This window comes from Vibrio sp. S9_S30 (assembly GCF_014694455.1).
Taxonomy (GTDB): Bacteria; Pseudomonadota; Gammaproteobacteria; order Enterobacterales; family Vibrionaceae; genus Vibrio.
The window spans coordinates 15,898-30,927 of record NZ_JAAUWT010000007.1 but is presented as its reverse complement, the minus strand read 5'-3'; the positions used below and the strand labels follow the sequence as shown (position 1 = coordinate 30,927).

The 15,030-nt window shown below is 46.2% G+C and carries 12 protein-coding genes; 3 read left to right on the top strand and 9 right to left on the bottom strand.

All coding sequences use genetic code 11. The annotated features are described in order from the left end of the window. Positions 1-85 precede the first annotated feature (85 nt). From HC752_RS09915 to HC752_RS09875, 9 genes are all read right to left on the bottom strand, one after another. Positions 86-1,129 carry a hypothetical protein gene (locus HC752_RS09915; protein ID WP_190334995.1) on the bottom strand — a complete coding sequence of 348 codons (1,044 nt, stop codon included), beginning with the start codon at positions 1,127-1,129 and terminating at the stop codon, positions 86-88. Between the two features lie 4 nt (positions 1,130-1,133). Beyond that, complete coding sequence (locus HC752_RS09910; RefSeq protein ID WP_190334994.1) at positions 1,134-1,856, bottom strand: hypothetical protein; 723 nt, start codon at positions 1,854-1,856, stop codon at positions 1,134-1,136. Positions 1,857-1,981: 125 nt separating this feature from the next. Continuing rightward, positions 1,982-2,254, bottom strand: a complete 273-nt coding sequence (locus HC752_RS09905) for a hypothetical protein (RefSeq protein ID WP_190334993.1) — start codon at positions 2,252-2,254, stop codon at positions 1,982-1,984. A gap of 3 nt (positions 2,255-2,257) precedes the next feature. After that, positions 2,258-2,476: a hypothetical protein gene (locus HC752_RS09900; RefSeq protein WP_190334992.1), complete on the bottom strand. Its 219-nt coding sequence runs from the start codon at positions 2,474-2,476 to the stop codon at positions 2,258-2,260. Positions 2,477-2,516: 40 nt separating this feature from the next. After that, positions 2,517-2,816, bottom strand: coding sequence for a hypothetical protein (locus HC752_RS09895; RefSeq protein ID WP_190334991.1), 300 nt, complete (start codon positions 2,814-2,816; stop codon positions 2,517-2,519). A 15-nt stretch (positions 2,817-2,831) separates the two neighbouring features. Continuing rightward, positions 2,832-3,200, bottom strand: coding sequence for a hypothetical protein (locus tag HC752_RS09890; protein WP_190334990.1), 369 nt, complete (start codon positions 3,198-3,200; stop codon positions 2,832-2,834). Positions 3,201-3,433: 233 nt separating this feature from the next. After that, positions 3,434-3,598 (bottom strand): hypothetical protein, encoded by a 165-nt coding sequence (locus tag HC752_RS09885; RefSeq protein ID WP_190334989.1) that lies wholly within the window; start codon positions 3,596-3,598, stop codon positions 3,434-3,436. 57 nt (positions 3,599-3,655) lie between these two features. Beyond that, complete coding sequence (locus HC752_RS09880; RefSeq protein WP_190334988.1) at positions 3,656-4,429, bottom strand: lamin tail domain-containing protein; 774 nt, start codon at positions 4,427-4,429, stop codon at positions 3,656-3,658. Between the two features lie 62 nt (positions 4,430-4,491). Then, positions 4,492-5,382: an N-acetylmuramidase family protein gene (locus tag HC752_RS09875; RefSeq protein WP_190334987.1), complete on the bottom strand. Its 891-nt coding sequence runs from the start codon at positions 5,380-5,382 to the stop codon at positions 4,492-4,494. A 367-nt stretch (positions 5,383-5,749) separates the two neighbouring features. On the opposite strand from HC752_RS09875, the gene HC752_RS09870 reads away from it, so the two are divergent. The 3 genes from HC752_RS09870 to tamB all read left to right on the top strand — a co-directional run bounded on the left by HC752_RS09870 (position 5,750) and on the right by tamB (position 15,025). Continuing rightward, positions 5,750-9,346, top strand: coding sequence for an FG-GAP repeat domain-containing protein (locus HC752_RS09870; RefSeq protein ID WP_190334986.1), 3,597 nt, complete (start codon positions 5,750-5,752; stop codon positions 9,344-9,346). Between the two features lie 199 nt (positions 9,347-9,545). Further along, a complete protein-coding gene (gene tamA, locus HC752_RS09865) occupies positions 9,546-11,261 on the top strand; it encodes an autotransporter assembly complex protein TamA (RefSeq protein WP_190334985.1) in 1,716 nt (571 codons plus the stop codon). After that, positions 11,258-15,025: an autotransporter assembly complex protein TamB gene (tamB, locus tag HC752_RS09860; protein ID WP_190334984.1), complete on the top strand. Its 3,768-nt coding sequence runs from the start codon at positions 11,258-11,260 to the stop codon at positions 15,023-15,025. Before tamA ends, tamB begins: the two co-directional genes overlap by 4 nt. Positions 15,026-15,030 lie beyond the last annotated feature (5 nt).

Genomic DNA, 15,030 nt, shown 5'->3' with positions numbered 1-15,030 from the left:
GGAAATGCCTTCCTTTGCATCGCTTGCAGAAGATTGCCTGCCGATACTTTGAGTACCGACAGGTCTGGTCACGGATCTAACCGATTTAAGACGCCATCGCCCATAGAGCGGCGTCTTCCATTTTGTCGATATTGAGAGCGCGTTGGTGAATGGCGTTGGCTAATTCAAAATCGGACATGATCTCGGGGCGAAATGCCAAGCCCAGCATAATGCATTGAACCTGCTGGTTGCATGGGTAGTAGCTGACCTGCTCACTCAAAGAATGGAGGGGATACGATTCCTCTCTATTGACGTTGAGGTGTTCTAACAGTTCTTTCACTGTTGAGTACATGGGTTTGCTTTGTTGTCTGTCCTCGGTCTTTTTTGCAAAGCTTTCGCCCCATTGAAAGGGGGTGCCAAATAAATAGCAGCGAATGGCATGCATCAATAACCAGTAGGTCGATTTGATGTGCCCACCGCTGTGTTTTTGGCGGCTTTTCCAATAGAAATAGAGCGCAGCAATGAATTTGCTTTGTGCTTGGCTATTGGTGTCCATCATCGCCAACATAATGGCTTGGTTGATTTTATGAGGCTCGGGATTGAGGTTTTCCAAACTACGGATGCTGTGTTGTTTGGTCGTGTTTGCTGCCATCGGTGTTTCTGTGTGGCTCGCCGATTTCGCTTTGGTTTGTGATTTCGCTTTGGTTGGTGATTTAGATCTGTCTGATGATTGAGTTCTGTCTGGTGGTTTTGTCGTGAACGAGGAGCGTGTTGTACCGGACGATGCGTTGCGAGCCGAGTTTGCCGAAAGCGGAGATTGCCGACGCAAACCAAGCTGCGTGCCTTTTTCGTTTAGATTGCCTCCACTTAACCCGTCTATGTGGTTGAGCGGGTTGATTGGGTGGGCAAACGCCTTCGACGCACACGGCGTTGGATCAACGAGGGCGTTTGAATGCGTGGCGGGCGATCGTCTTGTCTCGGGGTCTAATGCCGAGGTGGTGGGCTTTGAGCTGACTGAGTGAAGTGCGGAATATTGGCTCGTCAGGTTGATGTAAGACAACTGATAAGCCAACTGCTGCGCAATCCCAGGTTCTGCCCCTGCCATTAATGCGGCGCTGAACGCCGCATAGTACATTTCGTCTGAACGCATAGTCTTACGCCTTGCTGGAGAGTGAGTCCGGCGCATTTAACGCTTTGATGCTGCTGTTAAATTGAGGCAACGTTTCGACAAAGCGATTGATGACTTGCTCAGCCGTGGCTGCATCAATGGGTTTTCCATTGATGTAAGTATCGATCTCTGTGCGGATATGCCCACCAGTCAGGGCATCTTTTTCTCTTTGAATCACAATCGCGTGTACCGCTTGGCAAAACGCAAACGAATCGGTTTTGCAATAAATGCGATGCTGGCTACCTGTGTTGCCACTTTCTGGATACCGAGCGGAAGCATACGACACCATATACGGCTGGGTACTCGGGTCGTTCCCGATAAGCTCTTCGCAAGAAAACAGGACGAAATCCGTAGAACGAAAGCGATCGATCATGTTGTTACAAATGGGTAAGTCGGCTTCTATGGCAAGGTTGTAGTCACAAAAGAACACGTCGACACCCAAAATTAAGCTTGAAATCATGGTATCAAAAGCCGATTGCACCTCTTTTGGCAATTCATCGTTGTTCGGCAGCGGCTCAAACTGCTGCGAACTGACCGAGTAAGAAGCGCGCCATTTGGCGAGTAGTTCTTGCCCGTTGCTATTATCTCTGAACTTGTAGGCAACCTTGTAGCCACTGTCGAACAGGTCTTCGATGCTCGGTTGGTCCGTTAAAAAAGCAAATTGGCGTCCGTCAGACGCTTCACATAAGCGAAAAAGGAGTTGTCTCATGGTGATCTCCGGTTAGATATAACCGTCACAGAGTAATGAAACGCAGAAGTGGGTTCTTGGCGCAATGGATGAAAAGATAAGGGTTACGAGGATTTCTCAGACATTAAGCTTGGCGCGACGTCAGGTCAGGTTCGCAGGTGAGGTCCTGTGTGTTGGCGGCTGTTATCGGATTTTGGGCTGAGCGACGCTGAGGTGTTCGTTGTTATCTCTTCTGGCTCTAATGGTTCTAATGGCGGTGTGACTTGCGCTGTCGAGCATTCTTGCTGATTCTCTGGGCGAGTAAACGCGTCATCAGGCATGCCAGCCAGTGAGAGCGACATGTCTTGCAGGTAATTCTTATATGGATTAAACGCATCATCAAAGGTGGCAACTTGGCTTTCTTCAACGGATTCCGTCATTGCCTACTGTTCTTCCATTGTATTTTTCACGCCGCCACTATGCGGCACTGCCTCCACCGCCGTTTTCTTTGGCGCCTTATGGCGAGGTTGAGAGCGGTGAGATGATGTTTTAAGGGAGGCAACAGGAACACGCTGACGGCAGACCGTTTTTTTCATTGCTCTCTGTCGCTTCAGCCGATAGCCATAGGGAACCCAAATAATGCGTGTTCGTTGCTTCATCATGCCTCTCAGTGATGTTGGGAATGTAAGTTGGTCGCGCTGATTAAAGAATGGTTTGCGCTAGGGCGTGAAAGGTTTTGTTCACCACTTTTTGGACATCGGCTTTTGCGGCGATTTGCCAAGTCAGCATTTCCGCTTCCACAATTTGTTTCTCTCTTTCCAGCTCTATTTGGAATGCTTCGTCACTTATTTGCCCTTCTTTTTTGGCCATCAGCAGCATGTCCAGCTCGTTTGTTTTCTCATCAATGCACGATTTTAGTGCGCTGCTGAGTAAGTCTTTTATTGGAGAATCTTCTAGTTGCGAGGTGACGGTATGGATTACGGAATGAATACTTTCTTGCATGGCATTATCCTTACGTTATTGTTTGGCTAGTTCGCCTTCGTTCAAGGCATCAAAAAGCCTTCGATATTGGCTGGTCCGGCGGCTGATCATAACATCAGAGAGTGTGTTATTTTTCTGATGAGTGGCGTCGTATTGTCTCCAGAAACTTAACAGGGTTTGAGTTTGTTTCAGCGATTCTGTGTTTTTTTCTCTTCGTTTTTGCCTTCTTTCTAAACTTTGAATGTGCAGTAGAACCTCTTGGTAGCGCTTGGCGAATACACGATAGTGCCTTTCTTCCTGTGAGGTAAAGGACAAATCCAGAGCGGGGAAAGTGCTTTTATCTTGGCTCAATAAAGGGGAGGAAGGCTCAGGGAAATGGACGCATATGTTCGTTGTTTTTGCCAAGTGTTCAAAGAGACAGTGAGGTAATGTTTGGGGAGGAGGTCTCGTTATGGAAGACGCACTCAAGTTATGGAAAATACACTCAAAGCGTTAGAGCTGACAATGAAAGCTCTTAAGAAACGCCCTCAACCCCCCAAAATTTACTCCCGAGCAATTCAAGCAATTCAAGCAATTCAAGTAATGGAGCAATTGACTTTCGTCTTCCGTGCTCCAGTATTTGGTGCCTATTTTTTCGTTTACACGAGCAATGCCCACGGCGATATCCGAATCAATAGAAAGGTCCCCGTGCCGTGCCACATAGTGCAGTAAAAGACGTCCGTCACTGGCAAGGCGGTGTAAATCCTTACCCAATTGGGGGGGGTGGCATCGTTGATTAATGTCTTTACTGGTTTATTCGACACGGGGAAAACCTAATTTTTTGTGAAGCCTAAGTGCTAAGGAAAAACGGATGACTAGGGTTAATATTGATAGCTCGCCACTTCGTGATCGAGGTAATCAAACAGCGTGCACACCCCACTTTCGTTGTTCCATATGGCTTTAGCGCTATCAAAACTGAATTCGTTGTCGCCAAGGTTAGCCTTGTTCGTAAACACTTTTATGGATGATTGAGCAGATAAGCGTGAACCTTCCGGGAAAGTAAATACGGTTTGGTTACGAATGGATTCCAGTCGCCAAAGGCTAATGTCTACGGTGCTGTCTGAAATATTGGATATCTCGACATACTCGTCGCCTTCAGTGTGTTTTTCTTCGCCGTCGAAGTGCACATTACTGATCAGTACATCGGCGTAGGCATCGCCACCATAAACCAATTTAGCGACGACTTGCCCGTTTGGATCCAGTAGCGTTGCGGTATCGCCGTGGTTGTTCCAAATCGGCATTTTGGATTGGAAACTGAATTCACCTTCACCCGCTGTGGTGACTTTGAGTTGTCCATGCGGTGCCAAAACCGCGCCTTCAGAAAACGTGAATTCTTGATCGGGGGAGCCGGCCTGAATTGTCCAATGGCTTAAGTCAATGGCGAGTCCGCCGCGGTTATTCAGCGTAATGGATTCATCCAAAGGGTCAGCTACCCCTCTGAAATTCAACTCGCCAATCTCAATTTGGCACAGCCTCTGTAGCTGGTTTAATTTCTCCCAATGGCTGTCGAGATCTTTGAGAGATATCGCTGTAGTGAGCATTTCATCGGTGATGTTTTTGAGTGTATTTTGGGTGCATTGCAGTGTCAGTGCCACGTTATTCTCCTTGATGTGCCAAATGCGGCTGTTGCAGTCTTTTGGGGTTGGTGGTTACGCCATTATCCTGAGTGTTTATGGTAGGCGAGAAGCAGTTTTTCATCGTATCGATTCTCTGCGTAAGCAGGACCATTGTAGTGGCGAGCGAACGTCGCCCAATCCAGTGTCTGAATCGCATGGTGCATTCTAGGATTCGATTGGATGAAGCTGACAAACGCAAACAGATGGAAGCGTTCGGCGAGAAACATGTCGCGAACAAATGTTTCGATGTCGTCATAGCCTGCCGCCGCATGGTTAAAACCCATAATTTGATACCGGCCATAGGACGCCGATTTTAAGGCGGCTTTGCGGTCTAGCGTCATCGCTTCTTGCAAGCGTTCATACTCTTTCTCGCCACCGACGTAGAGCGAGCGATCCCATTTCCGTGAAGAAATCTCAGGATGAGAGTCATCAAATTGTCGGTTGCTGTGTTTGGAGAAAATATGCGCTTCAAACAGAATGCAAGGAGGACCGCTGGCAAAAAATCCGCTGCCTGCCGACTCTACTTCAGACACCGCTTTTACCGCGGCAACGCCACAGCCCAGTGACTCAGCGGCTTTTTCAAAGTCTTCGTCTGACAGCCCCACTTCGGGTTCAATTCGAGGTAAAAACAAGCTTGGTGCGATGACTAATTCATCTGATATCGCTTCTGCCAGCGCTCTGTGGCTTTTTCCGTCGCGGTCGATACGACCATCAGGTTTTTTGAACCCCAATAATGTTGCCTGCATCTTGCGTATGGCTTGGCACGTTTTAGAGTGCTCAACGTCGTCCTCAATAACGCCATCTTCTTTTAATGGCTCATCCAGTCCGATGGTTTTTGCTGCTTCATTTAACGCTTTTTGAATCGCCAATACGTCTTCTTCTTGGTTTTCCGCATGGCTCCCGACAGAGGAAGTGAGTGGGATGTCTTTCATGGTTGGCTCCTGATTGGGTGTGAACGTTTTCCTTAATGTAATGAAGGAGCCGAGTAGGTAATTGGTGATTATCATCAATTAAACTGGGGAAACGACGGAAGATGAGCTTTGTTTCTGTTTTCAGAGAACCGTGAAATAAGGTGGGTGAAGTTATGTTGATGTTTCGCGGTTATTTTTTATTTCCGAATATCAAGCCTACGAATCATTTGTTTGATGAATGTGAAGTGAAGCATGATTGCACTAATAAAATCATCACGAAAATATGATAGATTTCCTTCGAAACTAATGGGTTTAATCCTCATGTTCCATAAATACAATATGTCCCATAAGTACAATATGTCCCATAAGTACAATCAAAGGAAAGATTATGCTTGGTAAACTAAAAGCGTCGTCCGCGCTAGGGATGGCTATCCTACTTTCTGCCTGTGGAGGGGGGGACTCCTCCAGCGATACCGCACCTGTTAACATCAATTCAAATATACTGAAAAATGCAACGCAATATTCAGAATCCGAATTAAAAGAAGCCGCTCTGCGCCTCGTTGAACAAGGTTATTCTGGGGAATCACAAGTAGCATCGCTCGATCCTTCTATCGTAAGGCAGGCTTCGAATTTCGCGTTAGATCTCGATTTTCTTTTTATTTTTGGAGATGAGCAAATTGATAACTTCATCGCCATTGAAAATACATTTGGAAAGTCTTTTGAATGTGGAGAATCTGGCTTTGTTGATATTAACTCAACATTGGACGAACAGGGCTTGGGGACGGTGTCTCTGGATTTTAATAACTGTGTGACACTGGAGCGTAAGACGTCTCTCTCTGGAGTATTGGCCGTATCCTTCAATGATAAGGGTGAAAGAACCTATTATGTTGATAACCTAAATGTTAAAGGTAGGAAGGTTACTGGGTATGTTCGGACGCATTACTCTACGTTTAATGAGAGTGGCTTCGAGTTATATAAAGAAACTCACCTTTTATATAATATCAACAGCAGTGGAAGAAGTATTAAAGTTAGCCTGACCACTTTTTTACATGATCCAGACGACTATGGCTATGAAGACCTAAGTGCAGAGGTGAATGGAACGGTGTGGCTAGGTGAATTTGGGAAAGTGGACGTTTCTTCTCGGGGGTTACAAGGAAGCTACTATCCTAACTTCCATGAAGGCTCATTAAGTTTTAAAGCGAATGATGGAGTCAAACTGACGTTTTCCAATGATTACTTCACCTATCAAGAAGATATAGATCGCGATGGTTCTTTTGATGTAGGCACGCACTTATCTAAAGTGAGCGGTTTTCAGTTTGCGTTGACTCAACCCATTGAGCTTTATCCATTGGACTTGTTGACTCTGCCCCCTGCTTTTACTGATATTTATGCTAGTGCGCCTACACAATTGTCTTACGATTTAAGCACGGCAACCCCCATCGTTGTGGACAGCCCAGAATTTTCAGATCCTGATACACCGCAAGATGAATTACAACTGAGCTACCGATGGTATATCAATGGTGAGGTGGTGGAGGGGGAAACAACCAATGTGCTTCCCGCGTACACGGCGGCTTATGGTGACGATGTTCAAGTTCAAGCGGTTGTTTTTGATGGAACGAGTTCGATAACCAGCAATTGGGCATACATTGTCCTTAATGACACCCAACCAGTAATCACAACAGACAATTTACCCACAGACGTTTTTACAGGGGATGAGCTGCAATTTGGCGTTTCGCTGTTTGATTTAGATACCAATGGTTTTGAAAGCGTCCGTATGGAATCTGCTCCCGATGGTGCCACAATCAGCAGTGATGGTGTTATTTCTTGGACGGCACCTTCCGGTTCCGATTTTTTATTTCCCGTTCAAACTTTTGAATTTACGTTTAAGTCAAATCATGACGAAACCTCTGAGTATGTATTGGGGGTCGAAGTCAATAGTAGTAAAGCGGAACCTCTCGTTCGTTCTGGTGAATACAGCCCATCTAAAGATGACTCTATTATTATCGATGACTTCGATGGCGATGGCTTAAATGAATTCCTGACGACAGACAATGAAAGTGGTCTCTCCCTATATAGTTTTGAAAATGGGCAATACAAGCAAAAATGGATGTATCCCTACCAGTTACCAAGTAATGGCTCGATACAGCAGGTACATTATTTAGATATCGATAATGACCTGAAAAAAGAAATCGTTATTGTTACCTCAAAGAATATCCTCACCTTAGAGGATTTATCTAGCAAGCCTCAAGTGGTGTTTGACGCTGCTCAGTACATATTGGGGGCGGCATTCGCAGACACAGATAATGACGGCGTTCTAGAAGTGGCAATCTTGCACCGTGAATTGTTTGGCTACGACTCTAAACTTTCTGTTTATGGTTGGAACGATTTTTCTTTTCCTGTTGTAAACGAGTTTGATGTTACAGGTTCTTCTCAACTTATCTATTCGAATGTCGATAATGACGAAGCCCTTGAGCTTGTGCTAGATGGTGGTTGGGTTATTGACACCGCAACTTGGGATATACAGTGGAATTACCAGGGGCAATTTTCTGAGGGTGGGGTAGCCGTTGGAGATTACAATCAAGACGGTGTAAATGAGATCGTTGGAAGGCTCTACGGCAACGGCAATCATTACTACATGTACTCTGCTATAACGAACACGACGACCGAATTGTCGTCTACTCAATATTTGCCTAGGTGTGATTTGATAAAAGCTCAACTTACTACTGGGGCGACAAATGTGTTGCTTATGGATTGTTCATACAGTGGAATCAAAGCGTTCAAAGTTGAAGACAATACTCTTAATCAGTTATGGAGTTTATCCTCCTCAGGCAATGGTGCAATTAACTCACTGACTGTTGGAGATATGGATAATGACACGCATATTGAGATGTTATGGGGGAACAGCGGAAGCTATTCGCGCAGTGGCTTTGTCAGTGCCGATATCTCTGCAAATAATGCAACCCTGAAACACACTAATATTGAAGAGTCATCGTCAGCATTTAGGGCGGTAGGGTGGGCAAAGGTTACTCCTACAAAAGGAGATGCCTTGTATTTAGTGGGGCGTTATAATAATACTTCAGTCGGCAATAAATTTGCGATGGTAGGCTCTGAGGGGGGTGTCAAGATCAGTAGTGGTACAGATTATACAAGTTATCCATTATTCAATACCGTATCTATTGATTCCAATGAAGATGGCTATTCTGAAATTGTGCTACCTAAGATAGATTATTACAACTCTCAAATTGAGCTGGTTGAACTTTCTAATGATTCAGTAACGAGTTCACATGAACTGTTGGTAGATAACGACTCAAAAATAGTTAAGTCTGCCGATTTTAATCAAGATGGAAAGCAAGACATTGTGCTTTCTAGTGGCTCTCAAATAACGATGCACGATGTGGTTAACAATGCATCCATTGCAACCTACCAGTTCTCTCCTGATTATACCCAAGTTATTGATTTTGAAATGTATGATGAAACGGCAGGGTTGATTGTGGTTTCTGAAGGGGACAATTTATCGCTTCTTCAAGTGGCAGATAATTCAGTGACCGTCAAATCCACCTACGAAAATTCAGATTTTGGTTGCGAGAAAGTTCTAGTGTTTAACCACGATTCAGACAGCAGTAAGGAAGTTGCGTGCTTTACTGAATACAGTAATCAACTCTTAGTTTTTGAAGTTGCAGAGAATAGCCTCGCACTAAAAGCAAGCTACGATTTGAATTTTGAAACTATCGGGATCGCGGTGAATACTTCACAACTTAATGAGCAAGGCTTCATTGTAACTACTAGGGAAAACACGCACTTTGGTTCCAGCTCATCTTATCAGCTCCACGTAAGAGGACTCGATTACAAAGGTGATTCATTGTGGAAAAGCCCACCATTAATTGGTGAGCCAAGTCAATACGGCATTAAGCTTCGAAACCACCCTGAAAAAGGTCTGCAAGCGCTCGTCTCTACCGATCAAGCTATGTACCAAATCAACCCGTAGCACTTACTTTTCAAAGGCGAACCCAATGGTTCGCCTTTTTACTGCCCATCGTTTACTTATTACTTACATCATACTCACCATACTTTTCTCTGTAATTAGAGCCAATATCAGTTTCCACTGTTTAAGACTATGTGGCGCACGCAATTTCTGATAGCGTTGAGCGATCTTGAGAAAAAGGTTGTACATTGCGCTGTCAGATATGAATAAGAAACAAATTTCTCGCCTGCTCGGGTGGGGTTTACTTGCTATTGGATTCCCCGTATTCGCTTTCGATTTTGAAGTAGAAGGATTAGAAGGAGAGTTGGACGCCAACGTGTCTGCTTACCTGTCTGCTATCGATCCAAGCGAGTATTCCACGTCGCTCCGCTTTCAATCCCGAGTGGAAGATAACATTCAGAAGGCATTGAAGGCATTGGGTTATTACCAGCCAGAGATCGCATTTCAAGTGGGCGAAGAGGCACAATCTCTGACGGTTTTGGTTGATCCCGGTCCAGTCGTAGTGATCCGCACCAGCGATTTGATCATTTCAGGAGAAGCGGCAACGGATCCGGATTTCATTCAGCTTCGCAGCGATGCCAAGCTAGGGGTCGGTGAGCCGTTAAACCACAACGCCTATGAATCTTACAAATCAAACTTACGAAATTTAGCTTTAAGAAAAGGCTATTTTGATGGCGAGTTTGGTCAAACACGCTTAGAAGTGTCTCCCGAACACAAACAAGCTTTTATTACGATAGACTTTACCAGTGGTCAGCGTTATTACTTTGGTGACACTCGGATTGTTGGCAGTCAAATCCGTGAAAGCCGAGTGCGATCTCTGGTGCCTTTTGAAGCAGGAGATCCTTATCTGGCCTCCAATATCGGTGAGCTGAATCAGAGCTTATCTAATACGGAATGGTTTTCTTCTGTGCATGTCGAACCAGACTTGAGCTACATCGGGAAACAGCGTGAATTGCCCATGAACATCAACCTTACTCCACAGTCTGAAAACCAGATAGAAACGGGGTTAGGGTACTCGACGGACATTGGTGTTCGAGGCAAGCTCAGTTGGAAAAAGCCGTGGCTGAATGATCGAGGGCACAGTTTAGACAGCAGTATGTCTCTTTCTTTGCCAGAACAAGCGATCACAGCAAGCTATAAAATTCCTTTAGAAGACGTATTGCGCGAATATTACGAAATTCAGTATGGAATGAAACGTACCGATAAAGATGAGACCAAAAGCCTAGAGCATAACTTAGCTGTAAAGCGGCATTGGAAATTGGATTCAGGGTGGCAAAGAACGGTATCTATACGACTTTTATATGACGACTCGGAAGAGCGTGATCAATCCCGTTTTTCCAAATTCATCTTACCGGGATTCAGTTTTAGCCGTGTGCGTGCGCGTGGTGGTGTAATGCCCATGTGGGGAGACAAAAACCTGCTCACGGTGGAAGCTGGAAATGAAAGCTTACTTTCTGATACCGATATTTTAAGGGTGCGAGGTCGTACCGCCATTGTGCGTAGCGTAGGTGAAAATCACCGCGGATTAGCGCGTTTTAATGCCGGTGGCGTGTTCGCAGGCGAATTTGACAAAGTGCCTCGCTCTCTGCGTTTTTTTGCGGGTGGAGACAACAGTATTCGTGGCTATGGGTATGAAGATATCCCTACCACTCAGCCAGAAGATAAGTTCAGTGGTGGTAAATATCTAGCCGTGAGTAGCTTAGAGTATCAATACCGAGTTTATGGCAATTGGTGGGCGGCAACATTCGTTGATTACGGTGATGCATGGACGGAGACGCCTGAATGGAAGAAAGGCGTGGGTGTGGGTATTCGATGGGCTTCGCCTGTTGGTCCCATCCGGCTAGATTTTGCTTGGGGATTGGATAAAAAACCTGACGAAAGATTTGCCATTCACTTTACGTTGGGGCCCGAGCTATGACCCGTACTGTTGCTAAGTGGCTAGTGCGCTTTGCCCTTTTTATTCCGTGCTTTGTGCTGGTTTTATTGCTTTTATTAGGCGGTTTGCTGTTTACACAAACGGGTTTGAACCTTGCCATGTGGGGCGCACAGAAAGCATTGCCTCAGCTGACGGTGGAAGAGGCTGAAGGGGCGATTCTTACGGGCATAACGCTTCGCCAAGTTAATTTCAAAGATCCTGAATTGTTTATCGATCTTCAGGCGAAGGCAGTGCAACTCGAACTGAATGCAGAATGCTTATTTGAACCACGAGTGTGCGTCGATAACCTTACTCTCGAATCGTTATCTTTTGCTCTTTCAGGGGAGGCGTCGCCGGCTCAAGAAGAGCCAACCCCTTCAGAGCCACTCACCGAGATCACATTGCCTATTCCTGTCTCCATCAACCGCGTTCAGTTGAACGACATTGCGCTTGATGTGTTAGGCACAGAGATCCAATGGAAATCGTTTTCGACCGCCGTAACAATGGAAGGTCGAGTACTGACGTTGCACTCAACAATGTTGAATGACATGGATATGACGCTGGCACCTACCGATGCCAACAAGAAAACCGAAACGGCAATAGCTGAAGCGGCGGAGGGCAACACCGCAGACATCGAACTGCCGGAGGTATGGATTCCGCTAGACGTAGTTGTGGAAGGGGTGGAAGTTCGTAATTTTACCTTGCAAGGCGAATCGCCAGTTAAAGTGCGCCATTTCGGGCTAAAAGCAAAAGCGAGCGATCATTGGGTCAGCATTGAAAAGCTGGTATTGGATATGCCAGAAGTGACCGTGGACGCCAGCACCGAAATCGAGCTCAAAGGCGATTATCGCCTTCCCAAGTTAGCGCTTGATGCCAAACTCAACCAGACAGAGCTAAAAGGGCAAACTCTGTCGCTTAAGGCGAATGGCAGTGTGGCTGATCTAAACCTCAATGCCGATTTAGGCGGTGTTATAAAGGCGCATCTTGAGGGTAGCCTGAAGCCATTGCAGGCCGTGCTTCCTTTCGATTTGTCTTTATCTCAGGGGGAAGTGCAATGGCCTCTGACAGGAGAAGCGGATTATCGTTCAGACATTGATAGCATCGATATAAAAGGTAACCTTGATGCTTATCAGTTGTTCGTCGCGTTGAAAGCGCAAGGTAAAGACCTTCCGGACATGGAGTTAGTCACTTCTGCCAAAGGCACATTAGAGCGCGTGAATGTAAACAGCTTGGTGCTAAAGACCTTAGGGGGTCAAGTCTCGGGGCAGGTTACAGCCGATTGGTCCAAATTGGTCACATGGAATGCCACACTAGGGCTCGACAGCCTACAGCCTGGGCTGCAATGGCCAGACACTGAGGGTAACATCAGTGGCAGCATTACAACCAATGGCTCCTTAACCGAGAAGGGGGGCTGGAAAGTGAGTGTCCCACTCCTCGCTATCCAAGGCTTAATTCGTGATTACCCGCTGTCCATCAATGGTCAATTGGATGCGGAAGACATCAATAAAAGTGGTGAACCCAGCATATATACGAAAGGGGTAGAGTTATCTCATGGCCCGAACAATTTGTTTGTCTCGGGTTCGTTGGATAAACAATGGGGGATGGATGTTGAGCTTAACTTCCCTGAATTTGTTAAGTCCATTCCTGAACTTCGTGGTCACATGTACGGCAAGGTCAACTTGCGTGGCGAATTTAAAGAACCGCAAATCAAAGTGGATGTGAGCGTTAACGAGGTGGATTGGAAGCAAGAGGTCACGGTGGAATCCGTCACTTTATCGGGTGATATCTCCCCTCTACCTGCCCCGAAAGGCGATGTGTCATTGATCGTTAAGAACGTGAAAGCGCAAGATCGGTACATCGAGAACGTGGATTTGCAATTCTCTGGCACTCAAGAAGCGCATCAGCTTACGTTAGACGTGCTGTCCGATTGGGTTTCTACCAGCTTGAAGGTGGTCGGGGGGCTGACCGAGAAACCAGAAATGGTTTGGAAAGGCGAGTTGCAGCGTGCAGACATTACCTCCGAGCAAGGCACGTGGACATTGGAAGAGGCGGCAGCACTTGGCTTTAACATGGCAACCAATTTGGCCAGTGTTCAAGCGCATTGTTGGAATCAGAAGGGCGCGTCACTGTGCTTAACCAAGGATCTATCTGCGGGAGAAAGTGGTGAAGCGAACATCGCCATCAAGCAGTTTAATTTCGACCAGATCAAGCGCTTCGTACCTCCGGAAACGGATCTTAAAGGTGAAGTGAATGCGTCAGCATGGGCACGTTGGGCACCAAACGCCAAGCCAGAGTTAACGGTGTCCATTTCTTTGCCGGAAGGGCAGGTTACGCAATCATTGGACGCGCCCATCACGGTCGGATGGAATGGCATCACGTTGGATGCCGAGTTGGAGAACGATACGCTAAGAAGCCGATGGTCGTTGGATCTCACTGATAACGGTGTGATAGATGGGCAGGCAAACATAAACAACGTGCAATCCAATAACCAGACCATCAATGGCAAGCTGGGCATTCGCGATATCCACCTTGGTATGTTGAAACCGTTGCTGGGGGAATTCAGCGAAGCGGATGCCAATATCTACTCGGATTTAACCTTTAGCGGCCCACTGCTTCACCCTAAATTGAAGGGGGACTTTGTCGTTGAGAAGCTCATAGCCAAAGGGGAGATTACCCCTGTTGATGTCGATGAAGGGCGGATCTCTGTTGCCTTCAATGGGTACGATGCGGTAGTGAGTGCGAAAATCAATACACCTGATGGCACATTGAATGTGAATGGCGATGGTCATTGGGCGGACTTAAAAGCGTGGCGTGGCAACTTGGCGGTTTTTGCAGAAGAGTTGAATGTGAAGCTGCCACCCATGGTGCACATTAAAGTGAAGCCGGATCTTAATATTTCAGTAACGCCCGATCTGGCTAAAATTGAGGGTGATATCCATTTGCCATGGGGACGCATTGAAGTGGAAGAGCTTCCGCCAAGTGCGGTGGCCGTGTCCAGTGATGAAGTTTTGCTGGACGAAAACTTCAACCCAGTGGAAGAAAAGCAGCCATTGCCAATGAACATTCAAACCAACGTGAATGTGAAAATTGGTGACGACTTCCGCTTAAGTGCCTTTGGGTTGTTGGGGAACCTGAAGGGCGACTTGAAAGTCTCTCAACGTGATAAAGGTCCGTTCGTTGTCGGAGAGGTTAACATTTTAAACGGTTCGTATCGTTCATTTGGACAAGATCTGCTTATCCAAAAAGGGAAAATTTTAATGAATGGTCCCGTTGATCAGCCGTATGTGGCGATCACTGCCATCCGAAATCCAGACAATATCCAAGATGATGTGACGGCTGGTATTCGTGTGGATGGTCCTGCCGATACCCCTCAAGTGTCGATATTTTCAGATCCAGCCATGCCCCAAGCCAATGCGCTGTCTTACTTACTACGAGGCAGAAATATCGATGCAGAAGCGGGTGGAAACTTAATGGCTACCACATTGATTGGATTGAGTTTAGCGAAAAGTGGAAAAGTGGTCGGAGAAATTGGACAGGCATTTGGCGTACAAGATTTGCAATTGGATACGGCAGGTTCCGGTGATGATTCTCAAGTCACTGTGAGCGGGTACATACTCCCCGGCTTGAAAGTCACTTACGGAGTGGGTATTTTTAACTCACTTGGCGAATTCACCGTGCGTTATCGCTTGATGCAAGATTTGTATGTTGAAGCAGTCTCTGGGCTTGGTAGTGCGGTGGATTTGATTTACCAGTTCGAATTTGATTAAGGCAT